Raw genomic sequence first — 24051 nt, forward strand, 5'->3', positions numbered from 1 at the left:
CGGATACGCTCCTTCACCCAAACCGCAAACCCATACATCATACAACATGAAAAAAACGTTCCTTCTGGCGCTCTGCGCCGCACTTCCCCTGATGGCGCAGGAAGCCCCCGACCAGCCGCAGGATCAGCCGGCTCCCTCCAATGCCAAGCAGCATGGCCCCAAAGGCCATCGTGGCCAGCGTGCTCCGAAAGGCAACCTGCCTCCCGGCGCCATGCTCATCGGCCATCGCCTCCTTCTCGAAAAATACGATACGGACGGCGACGGCAAGCTCTCCGACGACGAACGCAAGGCCGTCCAGGAAGACGCCAAAAAAATGCATGAAGCCAAAAAAGCCGAAATCCTCGCCAAATTCGACACGGACGGCGATGGAAAACTCTCCGACGACGAACGCAAAGCCATGCGCGAAGACTGGAGCAAGAACCATCCCGAAGTCACCGAAAAGATGAAGGAAAAACGCCAGCAGCAGCTTCGCCAGCACCGTGAAGACATGATCAAGAAGTTCGACACGGACGGCGACGGAAAACTCTCCGACGACGAACGCAAGGCCATGCGCGAATCCATGCAGAAAGACCGCCCCAAGGGTCAAGGTCAAGGAGCCAACGGCCAGCGTGGCCCGAGAGGACCGCGTTCCGAACGTCCTGAAGGAGGCCCGCGCGGCGAATCTCCCCACAAGGGAGCAGGACAGCCGATCCCCGGAGCGGGAATCCTGATCGAATCCCTTGTCGTCGCCAAATATGACAAGGACGGCGACGGAAAACTCTCGGAAGAAGAAATCGCCGTGCTGGTCGAAGACGCCAAGGCGGCAAGGCAGCAGAAGCGGGACAAAGCCCCCGCCGAACAGAACTGATCTCCTCCCCCTGCATCCATACGGAAACACCCTCGGGCTCATAGATAGTCCGGGGGTGTTTTTTCATGTAAAATACATATTCCCTTCCTGAAAAACAGGAAAAACGCAAAACATTTAATTATTTTGAAACTATTTTCCGCTGTGGGGGTTTGTCAAGAAAAGGTTCGAATACACCCACACTACGATCCTTGAAAAACCAACCAATCAGACTCATGTTTACTGAAATCCTGACCACTGCAATCGCAGCCATGCCGGCGCTTTCTCAGCAAGGCGTCCCGCAGAATCCGCAACAGGCCAACATCGACCAGGCCGTGCAGGTTCTGTTGAACATGGCGCAGGCGTCCGCCCAGCCGGGTGCCGACGGTTCCTGCGTTATCAAGCTTGAAGGCCCGGAAGCCATCCAAGCCATGCAACGCCTCTCGGCGGCATTGAATGACTCGCAGCCTCGCACTCAGGGACGTCCGGCACCTCGCCAGGCAGGCCCCCGCACCATGCCGATGCGCCATGTCGTACCTGCCCAGCAGTGCCAGCCGGCACAGCGCATGGGTGGACAGCGTGCTCCGCAAGGTCAATTGAAGGGATCCTGCTCCATGCGTCCCGCTCAGGTAACGATCGCTACCGAGCAAAAGCCGATGATGGGCATGCGCAAGGCTGGCTTCCATCACAACCAGAACGGACAGTGCCGCAAGGCCGCATGGCTTTCTGCCGCCTCTCGCCAGGGCAAGATGATGCGCCATCACCACATGCAATCCGGCCAGAAGCCGATGACGGGCATGCGCAAAGGCGGCTTCCATCATAACCAGAACGGACAGTGCCGCAAGGCCGCATGGCTCTGCGGACCCTCCCGCCAGGGTCAAATGATGCGCCATCACCACATGCAATCCGGCCAGAAGCCGATGATGGGCATGCGCAAGGGCGGCTTCCATCACAACCAGAACGGCCAATGCCGCAAGGCCGCATGGCTCTGCGGACCCTCCCGCCAGGGTCAAATGATGCGCCATCACCACATGCAATCCGGCCAGAAGCCGATGATGGGCATGCGCAAGGGCGGCTTCCATCACAACCAGAACGGCCAGTGCCGCAAGGCCGCATGGCTCTCCGCCGCCTGTCGCCAAGGCAAGATGATGCGCCATCACCACATGCAATCCGGCCAGAAACCGATGATGGGCATGCGCAAGGGCGGCTTCCATCATAACCGAAAAGCCGGAATGGCTCCCTTCCAGGCAGCAGCCATGGCACCCGCTCCCTTCTGCAACATGCAGAAGACCTTCCGCGGAGCTCCCGCCGCCAAGCAGGCCCCCACGATCAACGTATTCATCATCAATGTGAACGTTGCTCCCCAGCAAGGCAACAAGCCCTGCTTCGGCCCTAATGTCGGCCGTCCGAACTGCGTCTCCGGCAACGGAATGACGCCGGAAGCAGCAGCCGCTCTTCAGCAGATCATGCCGGTTCTCATGAACCTTGGCAACTGCCGCTAAGAAAACAGGCTCCATTTCATCACCATACCGTCTTCCGCTCTGTGCGGAAGGCGGTATTTCCTTGCACAAACACCGTTCCTGCTTGACTCTTTCACACGTTTTCCTACAATCATATCAAATTCCATATGAGTGACAGTCATCCACCTTCCTCGTCAGGGGAGCGAACCACAAGCAACACGCGTCTGGAAGACGTACTGCTGACGTGTGTCGGCAAAGCCGGCGGACGTGAAATCCAATGCGATATTGCAGAACGTGCGCTTCCGGACGGTTTCAAACTGAACCAGTACGTCCTCGAAGAAGTTCTCGGACAAGGCGGATTCGGCATCACCTATCTGGCCAATGAACCGTTCCTCGAACGCAACGTCGTCATCAAGGAAAACTTTCCGGCATCCTTCTGCCACCGCCGGAGCGACGACATGCACGTCCACTTCCTCGACTCCGAAAAAACGGAAAGCTACGAAAAAGCCAAGCTCAACTTCCTGCGCGAAGCCCGTATTCTCGCTACACTCGATCACCCCAACATCGCACGGGTCTACACCTTCTTCGAAAGCCTGAACACCGCCTATTACGTCTCCGAAGTCGTCAAGGGCATCTCTCTCGACCATCTGGCCAGCCTCCGCCACCAGAACAAAATCCCCTTCTCTCAGGAAGAAATCTACAGCCTTCTCATCCGCACGCTCGATGCTCTCGACTACGTCCACAAGCACAAACTCCTGCACCGCGACCTGAAGCCGGACAACATCCTCATCAACCGGGACGGCATCCCCATCCTCATCGACTTCGGCGCCGCCTACCATCAGGAAGACGATCAGGAAATCTCCATCGTAGAAACCTACGGATATTCTCCGACCGAACAGACTGTCTCCAACGGCAAACTCGGTCCGTGGACGGACATCTACGCTCTAGGCGCCAGCTTCTACCACATCATGACCGGCTCGCCGCCTCCCAACTGCTCCCAAAGATCCCTCTACGACACCGCCGAGCAACTGCACCGCGACGACAAACTGCTGCGACTTTACCATCCCCACCTGCTTGGCTCCATCGACAAGGCGCTGAAGCCGAACCCGATCGACCGGTACCAAACCGTCGAAGAATGGATCCGCGACCTCGCCGAACAATAACTGCCTAGTCGAACTCGACGGGCATTCCCGCATCGGCATGCGCCCGGAAACACAGGGCTATCTGCTCTTGCGTATTGCGGGTCAGCGAAAGCGGAGGCAATCGATCTTCAGTAAAAAAACCGCATCCGGAACTTTCGGTATTCGGAGCAAACTTTCCTCCCAGCAACCGGCACAGGGCAAAAACCTTGCACACGCCGTACGCAAACGGAGGCGGATTGTGCCTGTTGCGATCATGCAGGGCGATCAGCCGCAAAGGCTCCACATCCATGCCCGCTTCTTCCTGCACCTCCTTCACCAGATTGGAGCGTATCGACTCGTTCACATCGACCCAGCCTCCGGGCAACGCCCACAAACCGTCCGCCTTCTCCTGCACCAGAAGAATCCGATTCCCGGCATCAAACACGGCTGCGCGGCAATCCAGCTTTGGAGTCTGGTATCCCGCCTCATTGCAGAACAAGCCCTCGACCACCTCCAGAGACAACCCGCTCCGCGCACTCATGATCTCCGCCGCAATCGCCCGCACCCGCCGGAACCGTTCCCGGTCGAACTCATCCTTCGAATACGCAAGCCCGGCCTGCGCCAAAGCCTGCAACTCCACGGCCCATTGCAGCCACTCCGGTGGACCGCCGCTTTTGCTTATCTGTTGATCCTGCATCATCGTCAATCCGGCGGAGATTGCCTATCCGCCACATTCCCAGCCTATGGCAACAGACCTGCCGCGTCAAGCCCCATGCATGGCCGCCGTATCCCCATCCCCATTCTTTTTTCAAGGAACTCATTCGCTGTCTGATTCCATCCTTGACTCGCAGGCAGGTTTCCCACTAAAGTACCGAATCCATTATGTCTTCGCCTATCCGTGGTAAACAGTTTTTGATCACCGGCGCCGCCGGTTCCGTCCTGGCTCTCTCTCCGGTCTTCGCCCAAAGCGCCGGAAACGACCCTTTGCTGGATGGCATGCTCTCCCCCTCGCCGACCGCTACTCCCGCCGCTACTCCCAATGCCCCACAGCCGACGAACGTACCCGCACGGCGCATTGACAGCGACTCGACCAAGCTCCTCACCGAGCAGGAAGGCATCAAGGAACTGAACAAGCTCGCCTTCAGCGAAGGCGCCTACGAAGGTCAAAAAATTGCCAAGGTATCCGTTCACTACATCAACCAGAAAGAAACGGTGGATGCCAACCGCCTGCGCGACGTGGTCGCCCTGCGTCCGGGCATGAAATACTCCAGCAAACGCGTCGACGACGACTTGAAACGCCTCGTTACGCGAGGCCTCGTGGATTCCGACTCGCGAGTAGCCGTCGAACCGATGTCCGACGGCCTTCATGTCATCTTTGAAGTCTCGGCAGCCAAACTGCTGGGCGGCGTCGGCTATCAGGGCAACCGCGAATTCGACAATGAAGACCTTTCGGAAGAAATCGGCAAGGCGCCGCAGAAACCGGGCGACACGAATCTTGTCGCCGGACAGGCTTTGAACGATAAAAACATCGCGCAGGCCCGTGCCAAAATTCTCAAAGCCTATCAGGAAGCCCGCTACCCCGACGCGCGAGTCGAATGGTTCTATGCGAAAACTCCCCGGGAAGGCTACGCCGACCTCATCTTCCGCATTCAGGAAGGCAAAAAGGTCAACATGATCGACATCGACTTCGAAGGGAACACCGCCTTCGATGCCCCGCAGCTCCGCCAAATCATGAAGACCAAGGAAAAAGGCTGGTTGACATGGATCACAAAATCCGGACGCATTGACCGCGAACAGCTCGAAGACGACCTCGACGCCCTGATCAAGCATTATCAGAACTTCGGCTACCTCCGTGCCAAAATCAAAACCGTCACCTATGGAGACAGCGGCAAGGGGAATGAACAAAGACTCCACATGAAAGTCACCATCGACGAAGGCCCCCGCTACATGGTCAACCGGGTAGCCTTCGGTCCGATGAAGGTCTTCCAGCCCGACGAACTCGTTCCCGGCCTCAGCATGCTGGACGGCGACATCTACTCCCTTCAGAAAGTCTCGGACGACATCACGATGATTCGCAAATACTACGGATCGCGCGGCTATGCCGACGCCATGCCCAATGCGGACATCGACGAAGTCGGCGTCGATGCACAGGGCCGCAGGCTCATCAACATCACCTACAACATCTCGGAAGGCACACCCTACCGTGTGGGCCGCATCAACGTGAAGGGCAACACCAAGACGAAAAACTACGTCATCCTTCGCGAACTTCCGCTCCACTCCGGCGATAACCTGAACTCTGTGGACATCGAAACGGCCCGCAAGAGGCTGGAAAACCTCAATTACTTCAACATCGTCGACGTATCCCAGACCGCATCCGCCACACCCGGCTACCGCGACATCGACATCCTCGTGCAGGAAAAGATGACGGGATCGCTCATGTTCGGTATCGCCTTCTCTACCGTGGAAAACGCCTACCTGTACGCCACCGTCACGCAATCGAACTTCGACCTGTACGACTGGAGCTCCTTCGTCGGCGGCGGCCAGCGCATGACAGTCAGCGGCAAACTCGGTACGGAATACCAGTCCGCCTCCGTCACATGGGTGGATCCCTGGTTCCTCGACCGCAAACTCTCCTTCGGCACGGAACTCTACTACAGCAACTCCGACTACCTCTCCGACTACTACACCCAGCAGAACTTCGGTACCGCGCTCTTCCTCCGCAAGGCGCTCACCGACAACACAGCCCTGCGCCTCGAATACCGAATCGAACGCTACATGCTGGATGCCAACTGGGATGCCCCGACCTTCTTCCGCGAAAACTGCGGCGACTTCAACCGGAGCCACATCGAACTCTCCTACGAATACGACACGCGTGACGCCGTCATCACCCCGCGCAAGGGCGGCAACGTCCGCGTACTGGGCGGCTGGTCCGGTCCGGGCAGCACCGTACAAACGTACAACCTGGGACTGGAAGCCTCTTCCTTCTGGAACCTCAAGTGGGATACCATCTTCAGCATCAAGCTCGGAGCCGCCACCGTAGACACCACGGACAGCAGCAAGGAAGTGCCGATCTTCGAACGCTGCTACCTCGGCGGCCCGAACGACCTCCGCGGCTTCCGCTACCGTGACGTCGGCATCAACGACCCAGCACTCACCGGCGATGAAACCATGGGCGGCCGCTCCTCCTTCTATGCCCAATTCGAATACACCGTGCCGGTCATCGAAGAAGTACGCCTCGCCTTCTTCTACGACATCGGTTTCGTCCATAAGGACGCCTTCGAATTCAATGGCGGCAAGGTAGCCAGCGACTACGGTATCGGCCTTCGCCTGAACCTGCCCTTCGGCCCGCTTGCCGTGGACTACGCCATCCCGTTGCGCACGGGCAACGCCATCGACGACGGCGGACAATTCCAGTTCTACGTCAACTACCAGTATTGATCTTTCCGCCTCATGCGGAACAACAAAAAGGCTCTTCCCTCCTACGGGAAGAGTCTTTTTCATCCCGCTTCCGGCAGCAGCGCCCACCCATCCGCCTGTTCGATAGCGAAGACAAACATACCCGAACCCAATCCTCCCCCTGCTCTTCAACACAAAGAAACCCTACGGCCTGACCGCAGGGTTTTCCTTGAAAAATAAATAAGATAAATTACTTACAGAATGTTTTGTACTGGGAAAGAAGTGAAGAAGGATGTCCATTCTTGATCACATTACCTTCGGCATCGATAATATACAAATGAGGAATGCCGTTGGGGCTCTGTGCGCCCGGAATCTTGGACTGATCCTTCGGAGCCAGAACGGGGAACTTCGCTTTGCTCGATGAAATCCACTTCTTGGCATCGGCCGGATTCTGGTCGCGGCTGAACAGAATCAATTCAATATCAGGATTTTTCTTGATTTCTTCATTGTACAGCTTGACCACATGCGGCATTTCTGCGCGGCACGGGCCGCACCAGCTGGCGGAGTACAGGCACAGATAGTATTTGGCATTCGTCTTGGCCTTCGGGCCGGTGAGAGGCTTCACCTTGGCAAGAGCCTTGCCGACTGCACCCGGAGCATCCTCCACAGCAATCGGTTTATTGTCTGCTCCCTGCGCCGTGGATACGAGGAATCCCGTTCCACCCAACATGAGGCCGGCAAGGCCGACCGTAATGATGAATTTGTTTTTCATGTTAAATTTGTATACGTTGGATTATTGGGAAGGCTTACAATATTTTTTGTAATCCTTGAGAATTTGTCCGGGCGAACCGCTCGCCACCTCGTTGCCGTCCTTATCGACAATATAGACATAGGGCAAAACGCCCTTCTTATTGCCGTAGCCCGGTACCTTGGAACCGTCGTCCTTTGAAACGACAGGAAACTTCATCTTCATCTGCTTGGCCCATGCCGCACCGGCTTCGGCCGTCTTGTCGCGGTTGAACAGAATCAGCTCGACATTCTTGTCCTTGGCGATCTTCGAATTGTAAGTACGGACGATCGACGGCATTTCCGCCCGGCAGGCCGAGCACCAGCTCGCCGAATACAGGCAAATATAATAGGGAACCTCCGTTTTCGGAGTCACCTTGCCTGCATTCTGGAAAGTCAAATCCTTCAAGGCATTGCCTATTTTATTATCCGAAACGGATACTTCCGCCGCAGCGGAGGCCGAATCGTTTCCGTTCGCCGCCATGGCAGGCAGGGAGGCTCCAAACAGGCAACCGGCAAAACAAGCCAGCCGCACGGGACGCAGCAGAGGTGCATGGTATTTCATGGTCGAATATCCGTGTAAAATATTATTTCCTTACACTTACAGAAAAAAGACAGGACTGTCAAGGTAAAAAGGCTAACGCTCTCTTTCTACTTGACTATCGTCCGGGAATTCTATAGCGTTCGCGCGTATTCGAGCATCACAATGAAAGCGGCGAACATTCTTATCCTGTGCCTGTGCGGCACATTGAGCGGCTGCGTGGCGGCACTGGCCACCGTAGGCAGCGGCATATCGGACGCCGTCGTCGGCGCGATCAAGGACGAAACCAGCGAACAGGTCTCCGGTACCGTCAAGAAAGGCGTGCGCAACCAGTTCGGCGACAAGGAAAACACGGAAAAACTCAGTGAAGAGGTCCGTGCCAACCGCATTGCCCGGCTGACCTCCAAACCCTCCGCCACGGATGCCGACCTGCTCAAGGCATGGGATATGACGCGTGGCTCGGAACACGAAGACATCCGCGACGCATGGGGAACCTGCTCCCGCAAATATCCGGAAAACCTCTACCGCCTGAGCGGACAGATTCCGGCGGCCGACAAACCGCAATTCGCCGCGCTCGTCTCCTGGCTGAATACGAACGGATGCACGCCGGGCAACGGCAAGGCGGAGCTCTGGCAAGTCTTCACCGCCTCGCCGGAAAGCTACCCCGTCCTTCCGGCCGCTACGCCCGCAGCTCCGGCGCAGCCCGCCCCCGCACAAACTCCGGCAGCCACTCCTGCCCCAGCGCCAGCACCTGCACAGCCTGAAACACCAGCCCCGGAGAAAACTTCTCCCGCTGCCTGAAAGTAAGCATCCCTCCTCCGCCGGGACATGCCGGGCACGATTTCGCCTTGCCAAGAATCCCATGCAGGGGTAGAGTGTCGTTATGGTCAAATCTCACATCACCTATCAGGGCGGCCTGCATTGCTCCGCGCAGCATGAACCTTCCAAGGCCGTCATCGAAACGGATGCTCCCGTGGACAACAACGGCAAGGGCGAAGCCTTTTCCCCCACCGACCTCGTCGGCGCGGCACTGGCGGCCTGCATGAGCACCATCATGGGCATGGTGACCGAACGCAAAGGCATCGACCTCACCGGCATGACTGTTGACGTCGCCAAGCACATGAACGCCGATCCCCGCCGCATCGGCAAGCTGGAAATCGTCATCACCGTCCCGCTGCCGGAAGACACTCCCTACAAGAGCATGCTCGAACAGGCAGCGCTCAACTGCCCCGTCAAAAAAAGCCTCCATCCCGACGTAGAAATCCCCATCACCTGGATTTGGGGCAAATAAGCCTCTCCCGCAAGGGGGCTTGCCAGCCGCATGCCCCCTGCTATCCCCATTGCCGCCATGAACAGATCCCGCTTCCTTTCCTGGGCATTTCCCGCCTTCCTGCTCCTGACGCTCGTCCCCAACTTCGCCGGCACGCTTGGCTCCGGAGCAGCTCTCGCCATCGGATGCGTTGCCATGGCGGCATGCTGGCTGCTCGTTTGGCTCCGGCTGGCATCCGAAAGCCGCCGCCCGGAATTGTCCACTCTCGTCATCCTCCCCTTCATACCGACGCAGCTCGCCCTGGCCGATCTGCATCTCTGGCCCATGGAGCATCCGGCCAGCGCCATCTCCTGGATCATTCTCTGGATTGCCTGCGGCTGCATTGCCTTTCTCTGCATCATGCCTGACGCTGAAGACCGCGACCCCGATTCGCGCATGGACGGCACCTCCGTGCTGCTGGGCACGCTGCTCGCCGCTTATGTCATCATGCAGGCCATCGGACCTCTGGCCATACTGGCCCGCAGCCTTCAATAAAACGTCATCAAATACTTTTTATTCAAAAACTGTTTCTTTTTTTAAACAAATAACTGTTCGCATGCATCACATACGACAGTGTCGCCTGACACCCCCCATATGAAAAAACACATATCATGCCTGCTACTGTCCGCATCGGCTCTTCTGTTGAGCTCTTGCGACTCCTTCATGTATTCTGATGTCGGATGGTCTGGTACGTCGACCGGCCTGTACAACAACAACGGCTGGAGCAACGCCCGCTACGATTATGACGGCTTCCCCATCTACGGCTACTATGACGGCCGCCCCGTCTACGGCTACACCTCCGTCGGCGTGCCCATCTACACGTACAACAGTCTCGACAGGCATTGCTACGTGCCGAGCTGGAAACCAGCCCCCCACTACCGCGGCCACTACCGCTATCCCTCACACGTACACCATTGCGTCACGCCGCCGAAGAGGCCGAGCCACCATGTGCCGTCGTACAGGCCACAGCCCAACAACCGCCCGGCATACTCGCCCTCACGCCCCAGCCACCGGCCCTCCTACACGCCGCCGAGCCATTCTTCTTCATCGTCTTCATGGCATTCGAGCAGCAGCGGATCAAGCCACAGCTCATGGAATACGGGCAGCCATTCGTCCTCCCACTCCTCCGGCAGCTCCTCCCACTGGAACAACCGGGACAACCACTCCGGCAGCTCCTCACCCTCGCCTTCACGCTACCCGGCAACCTCCCGCCACCGCTGAAGACAGCCGCCCCTCATACTCATTCATCCGTACCTTCATTCCGTGCCTAAACAACGCCTCGACCTCCTCGTCTCCACGCTGGGCCTCGCCGAATCCCGCGAGCAGGCCCAGCGGCTCATCCTTGCCGGGGAAGTCACCGTCAACGGCCATCCGGCCACCAAGCCCGGCATGAAGGTGGATGATACCCTGCCCATCGCCGTCAAAAACAAACCGCGCTACGTCAGCCGCGGAGGCCTGAAACTCGAAGGCGCACTTGCCGCCTTTCCGGTCTCCGCCGAAGGTAAAGTCTGCCTCGACATCGGCTCCTCCACTGGTGGCTTCACCGACTGCCTGCTCCAGCATGGAGCCGTCCGCGTACATGCAATCGACGTCGGCACCAACCAGCTCGTCTGGAAACTGCGCACCGATCCCCGAGTCATCGTCAAAGAGCAATTCAACGCCCGCTACATGACCCCCGAAGACCTGGGCGAACCCATCCAGCTCATCGTCTCGGACGTCTCCTTCATCTCGCTCACAAAAATTCTCCCGGCAGCCTTTGCCTGCATGGCCGACGGCGGCGACGCCCTCGTCCTCATCAAACCCCAATTCGAACTCCAGCCAGAAGACATCGGCCCCGGCGGCATCGTGCGCGATCCCGACCTGCACCGGCGTGCCGTCGACAAAATCCATACATTCGTCACCGAAACACTAGGCAGGCAATGGATGGGCATAGCCGACTCCCCCATCACGGGCATGGAAGGCAACAGGGAATTCCTCGCCTGGCTCAAATAGCTCCGCCCGCAGAGCAAAACGCGGCATCCGGCCGGATGCTGAGCCATCCGCACACGCATTCCTCTTGATTACGGGAAGCAACCCGCTACAGTATCCCCGCGCACACGCCATTTTCCAATCATCTTCATGAACACTCGACACACCTTGATGCTCCTGGCAGCATCGGTTCTGCATCCTGCCGCACACGCCGGAGCAGCCCCTCCATCCGCCACTCCGCAAGCCGTACTCCGGCAAATGGCGGAAACTCCGCGCAACGCCCCGGCTACGGCAGAACAACGTGCCGCAGCCCTCGGCTCCCTTGCCATGATCCCGCAGGATGCCGAATTCTTCCTCTCCATCCCGGACATGCCGGGCAGCGCGCAGCGCCTCTCGCAATCCCACTGGGCGCGCACCGCCTATCCGGACCTGCCCGAACTTCATCTCGTCAAGCAACTGCTTGCCGGAAAGGAATACCCCCGGTCTCTCGTCATCGCCGGAGGCGCCGGATCCACCAAGGCACTCGCCCGCATCCTTCCGATACTGGGCCGCATGGAAATAGCCGATTGCCGGGAAAAACGCCTCGGCATCCCGCAGCCGCCTGCCTACGGATCGGAAAACATGACCGACGAACAAATCATGGCCGCATGGCAGCAATACGATCAGAAACGCCACAGGCAAACCCACCCCTTCCGGAGCCCCATCCTGAAAGACCTGTACTCCGCACCGCTTCCGGCCATCACCCTCATCGCGGAACTGCCCGCCCGCCAGATGGAGAAAATACCCGCCGTCATGCAGGAAATCCAGCAACTGTGCAATGACCGCGAGCATGAAGGCTGGTTCAACCTCCTCGGCGAATTCCACGAAGGACAATACGACGGCCTCCACTGGCAGGGCGTACGCATCGACGGCGGCAAAATATACGGCTCCATGCAACGGACTGCCGCCCTGTATGCGTCGGACGCGGCATACGCCCGATGGCTCAAGGAAATGGAACCGCTCCTCTCCGGCCGCGAATGCTATATCCTTGCCGCCACGCACGGGGACAAACTCATCGTCAGCATCTGCACCGACCCGGCCAGGGAAATACACCTCGCCAAAACTCCGCAGGAATCCATCCTCGCCACGGACAAAACCGCCTTTGCCGATGCACGGCTTCCCTTGCATCCGGACATGCTCTTCCACATCGACCAGAGCTTCTTCGAACACCTCGCCCGTGAAATCGACGAACAAATGGCTCGGGAAAAGAAAATACAGCCCCGCTTCTACGCCGCGTCCATCATCGAATTCTGCCAGGCATGCCGCACCCTGATCCAGCCTGCTCCCGTCAACGGCATCATCTGGCAGGACAAGGGAATCCATGCCGAACTGGCCTATGGGCGAGACCGCTCCATCGACCCGTCTTCCATACTGAAAATAGCCTCCATCGCCGACCGCCCAACCACCATCCTCTATGCGGAAGGAGCCAGCTCCCGTGAAGGCATCGGAGCATTCATGCCCTACGCCGCCGAAATCGCCCGCGCCCTTGCGGACGGCCTTGAATTGACGGACGCCTCATTCCGCAAAATCGGCCGGGGCTTCTCCGCCATCCTCGACGGATGGCAGGGAGATGCCGCCTTCGTCATGGACAACCAGGGGCACCTTCCCGCCGAACTGGCAGGCAACATGTCCAAACTGCACATCCCCCGCATCGCCTTCTATGCCGATGTCCGCAACAGGCAGGACATCGAACAGGGCTGGCAAACCGTCGTCCATGAACTCGAAACGATGGATGCCGACGACTTCCTGTCCGACGAACTCATCCCCTACTGGCGCAGCAACGGAACCGACATCTTCCTGACCGACCTGACGGACAAAAACCTCGTCGTCAGCGCATCCGACGCACTCAACAACCAGATACTCGCAGCCGTCGGCAAAACCTCCGGCGACATCAGAGGCGGGGCTTTCGTCCTGCGCTTTGCCCCGATCAAAGAGATGATCGACCGCAACGTCCCCATCTTCGCCGAACAGGGAGATCCCATCCCCGACCAGATCATGGAAATCATCGAACACGTCAGCCAGGCATTCGACGGCATCTACGGCACCGCCACACCGCAAACGAACCGCACGAAACTCCATCTCTACATCAGGGAAAAATAAAACGCTTCACTCCAATGCAAGCCGTCCTTCATGAATGGCTTGCATCCTCCACCGAAATCAACCATACTCAACCTGTACACGGAACACATTGGCTCCGCCTCGAAAACCGGGCAAACGCCAAACAACCACCACATACCACAAACATGAACACCCGACACACCATGATGCTCCTTGCAGCATCCGCACTGGCTCCCATCGCATACGCCCAACCGGACGCCTCCTCAACCAAGCCGACCGCCACCCTCCAACAGATGGCAGCCGTTCCGGCAGCGTCCGCCGCTACCGTCGAACAGCGCGCCGCCAAACTTGGGACTCTGGCCATGCTCCCGGCCGATACCGAAATCTTCTTCAGCATCCCCAACCTCCCCGGCACCGCCGATCGATTGGCTCAATCCGCATGGGGCCGCCTCGGCCTCAAGCCCGAAGACATCACGACCGCGTGGATGGACATCTTCGACTACCCTCGTGAAAAGGCAACCGGCTCCATGGACCTCCGTTCTCTGACGATCTCCATGGGTGCAAATTCAGGCAAAAAGGTAGCCCAAATCATGCCTCTTCTGATGCATGCCATTCAGGCCAAAGCCCAGATGGACAGCATCTATATACCCAATCCTGGTTTTTCGGATCCGGATTTCGACAAAAAAACGGAAGAACAACAGAAAGCCGCGTATCAACAGTACATTGATGAACACTGCCGACAGGAACGAGCCATCATGAATCCGGTCATCAAGGAATTTCTCCAGTCTCCGCTACCTACCGCGTTTGCCATTGCGGAACTGCCCGATCAAGCCGTCGCCAAAATCACGGCAGGACTGGCTGCCATGAAAGAGGAATTTGCGCAAGAAATTTCCGGCATGAAACAACCCTACTACGAAGGTGAACATGCGGGCATCCTCTGGAGAGGCGTCCACTATCAGGGTGCTGAAATCGCCCAATACTTGCAGCAAACCGAATCCTCCTCGAACGCTACCGGCTTCGTACCATGCTTTAGGGACAATGCCGCCTACCTCTCCAAACGCGAAGCCTACCTCCTCTTCGCCATACAGGGCAACAAACTCCTCGTCAGCGTCTGCACCGATCCGGCCAAGGAAATCAAAATCGCCAAAACTCCGCAGGAATCCATCCTTGCCACGAACAAAGTCGCCTTTGCCGACCCTGTACTGGACAAGACCCCCGACATCCTGTTCTTCATCGACAAAAGCTTCTCGGATGCCCTGCCGTCTGTTCTGGACCGGCTCGACCTGAGCCATGGCACTCTCAATCAGTTCAAGCTCATGCAGGCCGCTCCCATTTCCGGCCTCATGTGGCAGGACAAAGGCATCCACCTCGAACTGGCATACGGACAGGATAAAAGCTTCGATCCCGCCCGCCCCCTGAAACTGGCATCCATGGCGGATCTGCCTTCCACCATCCTCTATACCGAAAGCATCAACACCAAAGAAGCGATCGATGCCTCTCTTGCCGAAATAGGAAGCTACATCCAAGAACTGGCCCAATCCATGGCGCTTCCTGCAATCAACACCTTCTGGCACGGCATTGAAACCAGCGCCGGCGGGCTGGACGGCGATAGCGCTCTCATCATCGACAATCAGGGCCACCTGCCCGCCGAGCTCATGCCCGGCACCGACATCGAAAAACTCGAAGTTCCCCGCATGGCTGCCTATTTCGGCATCAGCAACAAGGCAACCATCACCGCCGGGTGGGAAGAAATCCTGAAAGCCTACGACTCTCTGAAGCCGATGGGCCTCCAAATACCGGACCAATTCCTGCCCTACTGCGCCATGGTACAAGCGGACCTTTCCGACAAACAACTCGTCATCAGCGCATCCCAGACCCTCAACAAACAGATCTCCGAAACGGCCGCCAACGCCACCGGAACCCTCAAGGGCGGAGCCTTCGTGCTGAGGCTGGCACCAGTCAAAAGCATGCTCGACAAAGGCGCTCCCATGCTCCAAAGCATGCACTTCCCCATCCCCATTGGGGAAATCAACATGCTCGACTCCCTGTTCGACGGCATCTACGGCACCATCACCCCGAGCAGCAAGGACACGCGCATACACCTCTACATCAAGGAAAAATAACCTGACAACAGCTTCACACCTTCAATCATCCATCCGGGCAACAGATCATGGCGCACATACCTGCACCGTGTACCCTGATGGATGATTTTTTGCTTGCATCCCGTCACCTGATCGACAAAAATAACGACGTACGCCAAAACGGCTCCCGCCACAAACATATACGGAACCGCTCAGGTAAACAACAACAACCACATACCATACGCACATGAACACCCGACGCTCCCTGATGCTCCTTGCGGCATCCGCACTGGCACCCATCGGATACGCCCAAACGGAAGCCCCCGCTTCCACGCCGACCGCCACCCTCCAGCAAATGTCAGCCGCCCCGGCAGCTTCCGCTACTGTCGAACAGCGTGCCGCCAAACTCGGCAGCCTTGCCCTGCTCCCGGCCGACACCGAATTCTTCTTCACCATCCCCAGCCTCGGCGCATCGTTCGAACGCGCCACCGCTTCGCGCTGGCTGCAAGCCTTGAACCCGGATGAGGATTACATGGAAGACCTTCGCACCGACCTCACCGAAGATGCCTTCTCCTCCCTCACGATCTCCACGGGAGCCCAATCGTCCCAGGCCGTTGCACACCTCATGCCCATCATACTCCGCATGGCCTACGGCATCGAGCAAATGGACAAAATCGACATCCCCTACCCCGAAGAAACACTGGAACTTTCCACGGGAGACGACTCGGAAGCCGATGACGAAGAGGATGGTGACAGCCTCGACGAAGACATCGAAGATGTGGAACCGACTCCAGAAGCTCTCGAAAAACAGAAACAGGCCCGCGAAAAACAAATGGCCCGCGAAGCCAAACGCATGGAAGCATGGGACAAATACCGCGCCGAACGCGATAAAAAGCAGGCCGAAATCATGATCCCCATCCTCAAGGACCTCAGCGAAGCGCCCTTGCCGAACGTCCTCGCCATCATCGAACTGTCGGAAGACAATGCAGCAACCGCTCGCGAAGGCATTGATGAAATGCGCAATCAATTCGAAAAATATGCCGCAGAAGAAGCCACCAAGCGAGGCATCACCTTCACAGATGGAGACTATGCAGGCCTCCACTGGCAAGGCATCCATTTCGATGGAGCCACGCTCGTGAAATTCCTCGAAGAAGACCGGGACAGCATGTCCGACTCCGAAAAAGAACTGGCTCAGGCAGTCTCTCCCGGACTTGCCGGACGTGAAGCCAGCATCCTTACCGCCATGCAGGGCAACAAGCTCATCATCAGCATCTGCACCGACCCGGCCAAGGAAATCAAACTCGCCAAAACCCCGCAGGAATCCATCCTTGCCACGGACAAAGTCGCCTTTGCCGATGCGCGTCTGGACAAAAACCCCGACTTGCTCTTCTACGTTGACAAGAAATTCCAGGAAGCATTATCCACCGCCATCGCAACCCAGCTCGGCAGCGGCAAAATCTCCATTCCCGGCATCAATGCAGACACCCTTGTCAATTCCTACGTGGACATGCTGAAAATGGTGCAACCCGCAGCCATCACCGGCATCATCTGGCAGGACAAGGGCATCCACGCCGAAATGGCATACGGACAGGATAAAACCATTGATCCGAACGCCACGCTGAAACTCGCCAGCATGGCTGACCTTCCCACCACCATCCTCTACGGCGAAAGCATCAGCACCCAGGCAGGCCTGAAAACCTCTCTGGCATACGTCGGCCACAGCCTTCGCCAGCTCGCCTCCTCCTTTGCCCTTCCGGAACTCGCCACCCTCTGGATGGGAGTCGAAACCATCACCGAAGGACTGCAAGGCGGCATGGCTGTCGTCGTGGACAATCAGGGTTCCCTGCCCGCCGACATGGTACCCGCGCCGGAACTGGCTCAATTGCAAGTACCCCGCATCGGTTTCTACGCCTCCGTGCAGAACAGGGATTCCATCCTCGCCGGATGGAAAACCGTCGCGGACAGCTTCGCCAAACTGCAATCCAAGAATATAGGCATCATCGGCAGCGCTGACGGCCCGACCTCGATCTTCGTCGATGGCAAAGCCATGTCTCTGATCCAGACCGACCTGAACGACAAACAGCTCGTCATCAGCGCATCCCAGCCGCTCAACAAACAGATTGCCGAAACGGCAGCCAAAGCCACGGGAACGCTCAAGGGAGGAGCCTTCGTACTCCGCATGGCGCCCATCAAAGCCATGGTGGACAAAGACCTCCCGCTCGCCGACAAAATGGGCATGGACACGAAAGAAGTCCGTGAAGTCGTCGACGTCCTCGACAAAGCCTTCGACGGCGTCTACGGCACCGTGACACCGGAAGCCAACGGCACGCGCATCCACCTCTACGTGAAAGAGAAATAACCAGATCGCCCACAGACACCATCCGAAGATGCCCGGCGAACCCGCTTCACGGGCATCTTTTTCTCCCCTCACTGAGCAATGTCTGCATCTACTCGCAATATAACGGTATTCTTTTCTGCCTTCTCACTCATGTCTGCCGGACACGCACAGGAAGGAACATCCATCACCCCACCGTCATCCTCCCTCCATAAGGATACCATAACAACACATGTGTCGACTACGCTCAATCAGCGAACAGCACAACTTGACAACCTCGCACTACTGCCGCCCGATACAGAAATCTTCTGCACGATTCCGAATCTTCCCGAATTCACAAATACCTTCATCACTACCCGTTGGTCGCAAATACTCCATCTGGATGAAGACACCTTGAATAACCTTAAAAACACCGTCTCTCAAAGCGGCATCACCTCCGTCACGGTCGCGACAGGAGTTCGCTCCTCACGAAACATCGCACAATTTCTCTCCATTTATGTTCGCCTAGTACGTAGCCGTGAACAAATTGACGCTCACATGCGACTCTACGAAGACAAGCTTGATCCCGACCAACCACCAGTCATCAATGATGCATATTATGCCGAGGAGGATCGTTGGATTGACGAAACTCTCTTGCCGATACTTGAAGACCTCATCGTCATACCTGTACCGAATGTACTTGCTGTTTTCGACTTGTCACCCGAACGGGCGGCAAAGGTTCGTATGATCTTCGAATCCTCTGGGCAAAACATTGAAGGACTGATTCCGGAATATTTCCGGAATCGCGGGTGCAAATATACCGAAGGCACTTTCTCAGGTAGGTTCTGGAAAGGAATACGTTTTGATGGGAAAACATTGGCGCAATACGTTCAGAAAAACTCACCGCCACACTATCAGGAAATGTTCCGTCGACTGAACAAACGAGAAACCTATCTTCTGGCAACTATGCAGGGAGACAAATTGATCGTCAGCCTCTGTGACGATCCGGACAAAGACCTCAAAATTGCCAAAACACCGCAGGAATCAATCCTCTCCACGGATAAAGTATCCATGATCAATACCATTCCGGATAAAAAATACAACCTGCTTTTCCATATTGATCAGCAATTCCACGAGGCATTAACCACACAACTTCGTGCCTTTCCCGGTACCGACCGAATCTCCTCTATCGTCCCTACACCGTTAACGGATGTTATCCTGCATACCAGTGGCAACCTTCTCGCAAAATGCCAAGCATCCCCTGTCTCCGGAATCATCTGGCAGGATCAAGGTATTCATGCACTGCTCTCCTACGGCAAAGACCACGCGTTGAAGGACACGCAGGCAACCATCGACCAAATTCATGCAACCATCGACAGCCTCCACGGCAGCATTACGCCGGGTGAACACGAAACCCACCTCCACTTCCACCTGAAAACGGAATAACCCGTATCTCATCCGATCATGCCCTGGCTCTGCCTCATCTTCGCCGGATTATTTGAAATCGGCTGGCCTCTCGGCTTCAAACTGGCCGACACCTACCCCCGATACTTCTGCCATTCCATCAGCCTCGCCGTCGCATCCATGGCCTTGAGCGGGTACCTGCTGTATCTCGCTCAAAAAAGCATACCCATCGGCACCGCCTACGTCATCTGGACGGGTATCGGAGCCGTCGGAACCGTCATCCTCGGCATCTGCTTCTTCGGGGATTCTTCCAGCCTCCTGCGCCTCCTCTTCGTCTCCCTCATCCTAATCGGAGTCGTCGGTCTGAAATGCGTCCATTGATGCAAAGCTCACGTCCCTCTGCAACCGAGCCCGTGTGAAGCATCGCCGCCGGGCGGACGAAAACGCCTCTTGCCAAACTATTGGCTTGAAAAAGCACACGATTCCCGCTAGACTCCCCGCGCACGATATATCATGGAGAAGCCATTACAGTTGGGCCTCGCCGGGCTCGGCACGGTCGGCACGGGTGTCTACGAAACCATCAGCCGCAACCACGCCATCCTCGAAGCCCGCGCGCAAATCCCCTTTGCCATCAGGAAAGTCGCCGTACGCGACCTTTCTCGCCCACGTGATGTGGAACTGCCTCCCGGCCTCCTGACGGACAATTGGCGCGACCTTGTCGACGACCCTGAAATCGACATCATCATTGAACTGATCGGCGGCACCACCGAAGCCTATCGGCTCGTCAAAGCCGCGCTGCAGGCACGCAAACCCGTCGTCACCGGCAACAAGGCTCTCCTCGCGGAATACGGCTCCGAACTATTCCAGCTCTCCGCCACAATGGGCGTCCCCCTCTACTTCGAAGCATCGGCAGGAGGCGGCATACCCATCATCCAGAGCATGCAGAATTCGCTCATCTGCAACCACATCAAATCCATCATCGGCATCATCAACGGCACCTCGAACTACATCCTTTCCTCCATGGAGCTGGAAGGAGTATCCTTCGAAACAGCTTTGGCACGCGCCCAGCAGCTCGGCTTCGCCGAAGCGGACCCGACCTTCGACATCAACGGATGGGACGCCGCCCACAAGGCGCTCATCCTCACCATGCTCGCCTACGGCACGCCCCTGACCAGCGATAAAATCTACGTCTCCGGCATTCAGGGCGTCCAGCAAGTGGACTTCGAATTCGCCCGCAAGCTCGGCTACAACATCAAACTGCTCGTCGTCATCCGCCATCACGATGATACCGACGCTCTCGAACTGCGCGTACAGCCCAGCTTCATCCCGAACGACCACATCCTCGCTTCGGTGGACGGCGTCTTCAACGCCATTGCCGTCGATGGAGACATTGTCGGCGAAACACTCTTCTACGGTCGCGGCGCAGGCAAAAACCCCACGGCCTCCGCCGTCATTGCGGACGTCATCACGGCCATGCGCGAATCCCTCCACCCGGAACACCACACCGGATTCCACCCCTACGACAAAGAACGCCGCGTCCTCAACATCAACGAAACCGTCACCCCCTGCTACGTCCGCTTCCGCGTGGCGGACAGGCCCGGCACCATCGCCGAAATCGCCAGTTCCCTCGCCTGGCACAAAATCGGCATCTCCGCCACCAGCTCCACCAAAGGCGCGCCGGACGAACACGGCACCATGTGGAACGACCTCGTCTTCATTCTCCACTCCTGCCCGTGGGGACAGCTTCAGGCCGCACTGGCGGAAATCGCACAGTTTGCGGACATCGATCCCTCTCCCGCCGTCTTCCGAATCGAAAAACTCGGCACATCTTCCACCTAAACCATCCCCCACACAGCAGCATCCATGGCTCTCATCGTACAGAAATACGGCGGTACCTCGGTCGGTACCATTGATCGCATCCGCAACGTCGCGCGCCGCCTGATGGAAACGGTCGCCGAAGGCAATCAGGTAGTAGCCGTCGTCTCCGCCATGAGCGGCGTCACAGACGGACTCATCAAGCTGGCTAAAGACGTGACGGCGCAACCCAGCGAACGCGAACTCGACGTCCTGATGGCGACGGGAGAACAGCAATCCATCGCCCTGCTCAGCATGGCCATTCACGACATGGGGGGCAAAGCCGTCTCCATCACCGGCGCGCAGGCAGGCATCTGCACCTTCGGCTCCCACACGCGGGGCCGCATCAAATCCATCAAACCGGACCTGATGCACCAATACCTTGCCGACGGCAACATCCTCATCTGCGCCGGATTCCAGGGAACCACCGAAGAAGGCCTCATCCATACCCTCGGCCGCGGCGGCTCCGACCTCTCTGCCATCGCACTCGCCGCCGCGCTCAAGGCGGACATTTGCCAGATTTTCACCGATGTGGACGGCGTCTACACCTGCGACCCGCGCGTCGTCAAAAACGCCGTCAAAATCGATGAACTCTCCTACGACGAAATGCTCGAAATGGCTTCGAGCGGCTCGAAAGTCATGCAATCCCGCTCCGTCGAGTTTGCGAAAAAGTACGGCGTCGTCTTTGAAGTACGCAACTCCATGAACACCCATCCCGGTACAATCGTGAAAGAAGAAATCCCTGCAATGGAAGCCGTCGTCGTCCGCGGCGTATCGATCGAACGCAACCAGGCCCGCGTCACCATCGCCGGCATCAGCGAACCCGTCGCCTACACGGCGAAAATCCTCGGAGCGCTCGCCGAAGCCGAAATCAACATCGACATGATCGTGGCCAACACCGCTCATGACGGCGTCGCCCGCCAATCCTTCACCATGCACATGAACGACCTCGGCTCCGCCCAGGCCGCCCTGAAACCCCTCATCGCCGAATTCGGCTCCTCCGCCAAGCTCGAAACGGAAGCAGGCCTCGCCAAGCTCTCCGTCGTCGGCATCGGCATGCGCTCCCATTCGGGCGTCGCTGCCACCGTCTTCCAAACACTGGCCGATGCAGGCATCGCCGTCGGCATGATCTCCACCTCGGAAATCCGCATCACCGTCACCGTCGACGAAATCGACATCGAACGCGCGGCACAAGTCGTGCATGACGCCTTCAACCTCCACCGCGTCAACGGATAACCCCGCATCACCATGGAGCACACGCCGGACGACCATTCGGGACAATACGCCCCGGCCCCCTGGGCCAAATGGCTGGTGATCGGCGGCCTCGTCGCCGCCATCGTCGGATTGGAAATCTACACCTATCGTCTCGGCGTCTCCCACGGCTTTGCCGAAGGATCGAACAAACCCTCCAGCAACGCCATCGCGGCCAGCGACAACAAAGCCGTCGACCACCTCAAGCACTTCATGCAGTGCGCGGCTTCGGACACGGAAAGCCTCTCGCAGCTCGTCCGCAACCGCAAACAGGAACTTGCCTGGATCAAAGACCCTGAAGTCCTCACCGAAGTGGAATGGACACTCGGCCTCTCCCTGCTCCAACGCGAACAGATAGCCGCCGGGCGAGAACTCTTTCAGGAACTCTTCGACCGTACGGGAGACAAACCCACTGCCCTGTGGACACACCGCATGGAAAGCGTCGCCCGCGCCGAAAGCGCACTGGGCGATCCTGCACAGGCTCTCCGGTGGTGGAAAAAGGCGCAGGAAAACTACGCAGGCCTCGGCATGACCCGCGAAGAAATCCGCTGCCTCGAAAAACAGGTCGAACTCCTCTCGGGCCAAAACAACCCGCAGGCACTCGAAACCGCCCTGAAAACCCTCAGCGACCGTGCCCTCACCCTGGGGGAATCCGGCCGGCTGCTCCAGGCCAACACCCTCGTCCAGCTCGGCCGGCTGCTCCGCACGCAGGGGAATAAAAACGACTCGAACCAATACTTCGAAAAAGCCCTCGGCCTCTGGAAAGGCGAACAGGGCCTTCAGCTCGGCAGCGCCCAAATCTGCTTCGGAGAAGCCCTGATGGATGCCGGACGCGAAGAAGAAGCCGAAAAACTCCTCATCAAAGGCGTCGACTCCCTCAACGCCACTCCCGCCGATGCCGGGTACATGATGAGCGGCCTCCGCACCCTCGCCCAGCTCGCCGTCAAAAAGGGGGACTACAACGCCGCCCTCGCCTACCTCTACCGTGCCGACGGCGCAGCCCACGGCCGTCTCCCGGACAACGACCCCTACTGGACCTGCCTGTACGACCAGCGCGGCTGGGTACACCTCCTCCAGAACGAACCGGAACTTGCCGCCCGAGACTTCTTCAAAGCCATCAAACTCCAGACCGAACCGACCGCCCTCGCCCAAGCCTATGAAGGCATGGGCCGCTCCTGCATCCTCCTCGGCAAGGGAGAACAGGCTCACAAAGCCCTCACGCAGGCCTACAGCCTGAGAAAACAGCACCTGCCCACCGACATCGCCGGACTGGCGCGCGTCGCCCGCTCCCTCGGCCAGGCTTGCGACATCAACGGCAACACCGATGAAAGCACCCGGACCTATGGAGAAGCCCTCGGCTATTTCGACCGGCTCGGCGAGGCCGCGCCGCAGGAAGACCTCGCCCTCACCCTGATGAGCCTCGCCTACGCCTGCCAGGAACGTAAGCAATGGCAGGAAGCGAAAACCTACTGGGAACGCCTCATCGCCATGACCCCAGAAACAGACGAACGCAGGCAGGACATGCAATCCCGGCTTCAGGATTGCAATCGCGCTCTGGGCGTCGCCAATATTTCCCCTGCGTCTGCCGACAAAGCAACCGTAAAACCGCGCAGCACGAGAACATCTCGCCGCCGCTGACCGCCCCT

20 protein-coding genes are annotated in these 24051 nt (G+C 57.9%); 17 read left to right on the forward strand and 3 right to left on the reverse strand.

Going from position 1 to position 24051, the window contains the following annotated elements; translation table 11 throughout:
• Positions 1-46 precede the first annotated feature (46 nt).
• The 3 genes from PYTT_RS00335 to PYTT_RS00345 all read left to right on the forward strand — a co-directional run bounded on the left by PYTT_RS00335 (position 47) and on the right by PYTT_RS00345 (position 3446).
• Positions 47-847 carry an EF-hand domain-containing protein gene (locus PYTT_RS00335; protein WP_141675663.1) on the forward strand — a complete coding sequence of 267 codons (801 nt, stop codon included), beginning with the start codon at positions 47-49 and terminating at the stop codon, positions 845-847.
• Positions 848-1059: 212 nt separating this feature from the next.
• A complete protein-coding gene (locus PYTT_RS00340; RefSeq protein WP_067772066.1) occupies positions 1060-2325 on the forward strand; it encodes a hypothetical protein in 1266 nt (421 codons plus the stop codon).
• A gap of 125 nt (positions 2326-2450) precedes the next feature.
• Positions 2451-3446 carry a serine/threonine protein kinase gene (locus tag PYTT_RS00345; protein WP_067772069.1) on the forward strand — a complete coding sequence of 332 codons (996 nt, stop codon included), beginning with the start codon at positions 2451-2453 and terminating at the stop codon, positions 3444-3446.
• A 4-nt stretch (positions 3447-3450) separates the two neighbouring features.
• Here PYTT_RS00345 and PYTT_RS00350 read toward each other — a convergent pair whose 3' ends face one another.
• Positions 3451-4104: an NUDIX hydrolase N-terminal domain-containing protein gene (locus tag PYTT_RS00350; RefSeq protein WP_067772072.1), complete on the reverse strand. Its 654-nt coding sequence runs from the start codon at positions 4102-4104 to the stop codon at positions 3451-3453.
• A 296-nt stretch (positions 4105-4400) separates the two neighbouring features.
• Between PYTT_RS00350 and bamA the strand changes: the two genes are divergently transcribed.
• Complete coding sequence (bamA, locus tag PYTT_RS00355; RefSeq protein WP_425426445.1) at positions 4401-6842, forward strand: outer membrane protein assembly factor BamA; 2442 nt, start codon at positions 4401-4403, stop codon at positions 6840-6842.
• Positions 6843-7050: 208 nt separating this feature from the next.
• Here bamA and PYTT_RS00360 read toward each other — a convergent pair whose 3' ends face one another.
• Together PYTT_RS00360 and PYTT_RS00365 are read right to left on the reverse strand one after the other, a co-directional pair.
• Complete coding sequence (locus PYTT_RS00360) at positions 7051-7572, reverse strand: TlpA family protein disulfide reductase (RefSeq protein ID WP_067772076.1); 522 nt, start codon at positions 7570-7572, stop codon at positions 7051-7053.
• Between the two features lie 21 nt (positions 7573-7593).
• Positions 7594-8151: a TlpA family protein disulfide reductase gene (locus PYTT_RS00365; protein WP_067772079.1), complete on the reverse strand. Its 558-nt coding sequence runs from the start codon at positions 8149-8151 to the stop codon at positions 7594-7596.
• A gap of 141 nt (positions 8152-8292) precedes the next feature.
• Here PYTT_RS00365 and PYTT_RS13635 point away from each other — a divergent pair, with 141 nt between their 5' ends.
• The 13 genes from PYTT_RS13635 (at position 8293) to PYTT_RS00425 (ending at position 24043) form a co-directional block, all read left to right on the forward strand.
• A complete protein-coding gene (locus tag PYTT_RS13635) occupies positions 8293-8928 on the forward strand; it encodes a hypothetical protein (RefSeq protein ID WP_067772082.1) in 636 nt (211 codons plus the stop codon).
• A gap of 82 nt (positions 8929-9010) precedes the next feature.
• Complete coding sequence (locus tag PYTT_RS00375; protein WP_067772085.1) at positions 9011-9418, forward strand: OsmC family protein; 408 nt, start codon at positions 9011-9013, stop codon at positions 9416-9418.
• A 57-nt stretch (positions 9419-9475) separates the two neighbouring features.
• Entirely contained in the window at positions 9476-9931 is a 456-nt protein-coding gene (locus PYTT_RS00380) for a hypothetical protein (RefSeq protein ID WP_071133166.1), read from the forward strand.
• A gap of 168 nt (positions 9932-10099) precedes the next feature.
• Positions 10100-10657: a hypothetical protein gene (locus PYTT_RS13170; protein ID WP_141675665.1), complete on the forward strand. Its 558-nt coding sequence runs from the start codon at positions 10100-10102 to the stop codon at positions 10655-10657.
• A gap of 42 nt (positions 10658-10699) precedes the next feature.
• Positions 10700-11428 carry a TlyA family RNA methyltransferase gene (locus PYTT_RS00385; RefSeq protein ID WP_067772091.1) on the forward strand — a complete coding sequence of 243 codons (729 nt, stop codon included), beginning with the start codon at positions 10700-10702 and terminating at the stop codon, positions 11426-11428.
• A gap of 126 nt (positions 11429-11554) precedes the next feature.
• Entirely contained in the window at positions 11555-13543 is a 1989-nt protein-coding gene (locus PYTT_RS00390) for a hypothetical protein (protein WP_141675666.1), read from the forward strand.
• 143 nt (positions 13544-13686) lie between these two features.
• On the forward strand, positions 13687-15624 hold the full coding sequence (locus PYTT_RS00395; RefSeq protein WP_141675667.1) for a hypothetical protein: 1938 nt from the start codon (positions 13687-13689) through the stop codon (positions 15622-15624).
• A 205-nt stretch (positions 15625-15829) separates the two neighbouring features.
• Complete coding sequence (locus PYTT_RS00400) at positions 15830-17941, forward strand: hypothetical protein (RefSeq protein WP_071133167.1); 2112 nt, start codon at positions 15830-15832, stop codon at positions 17939-17941.
• 78 nt (positions 17942-18019) lie between these two features.
• Positions 18020-19342, forward strand: coding sequence for a hypothetical protein (locus tag PYTT_RS13175; RefSeq protein ID WP_156850301.1), 1323 nt, complete (start codon positions 18020-18022; stop codon positions 19340-19342).
• 18 nt (positions 19343-19360) lie between these two features.
• A complete protein-coding gene (locus PYTT_RS00410) occupies positions 19361-19681 on the forward strand; it encodes a DMT family transporter (protein ID WP_067772105.1) in 321 nt (106 codons plus the stop codon).
• A 132-nt stretch (positions 19682-19813) separates the two neighbouring features.
• A complete protein-coding gene (locus tag PYTT_RS00415; protein ID WP_067772108.1) occupies positions 19814-21139 on the forward strand; it encodes a homoserine dehydrogenase in 1326 nt (441 codons plus the stop codon).
• Positions 21140-21163: 24 nt separating this feature from the next.
• Entirely contained in the window at positions 21164-22390 is a 1227-nt protein-coding gene (locus tag PYTT_RS00420) for an aspartate kinase (protein WP_067772111.1), read from the forward strand.
• A gap of 12 nt (positions 22391-22402) precedes the next feature.
• The gene (locus PYTT_RS00425; RefSeq protein WP_067772114.1) at positions 22403-24043 is read left to right on the forward strand and encodes a tetratricopeptide repeat protein; all 1641 of its coding nucleotides are present in this window, start codon (positions 22403-22405) and stop codon (positions 24041-24043) included.
• Positions 24044-24051 lie beyond the last annotated feature (8 nt).

Source organism: Neoakkermansia glycaniphila (assembly GCF_900097105.1).
GTDB classification, from domain to species: Bacteria; Verrucomicrobiota; Verrucomicrobiia; order Verrucomicrobiales; family Akkermansiaceae; genus Akkermansia; species Akkermansia glycaniphila.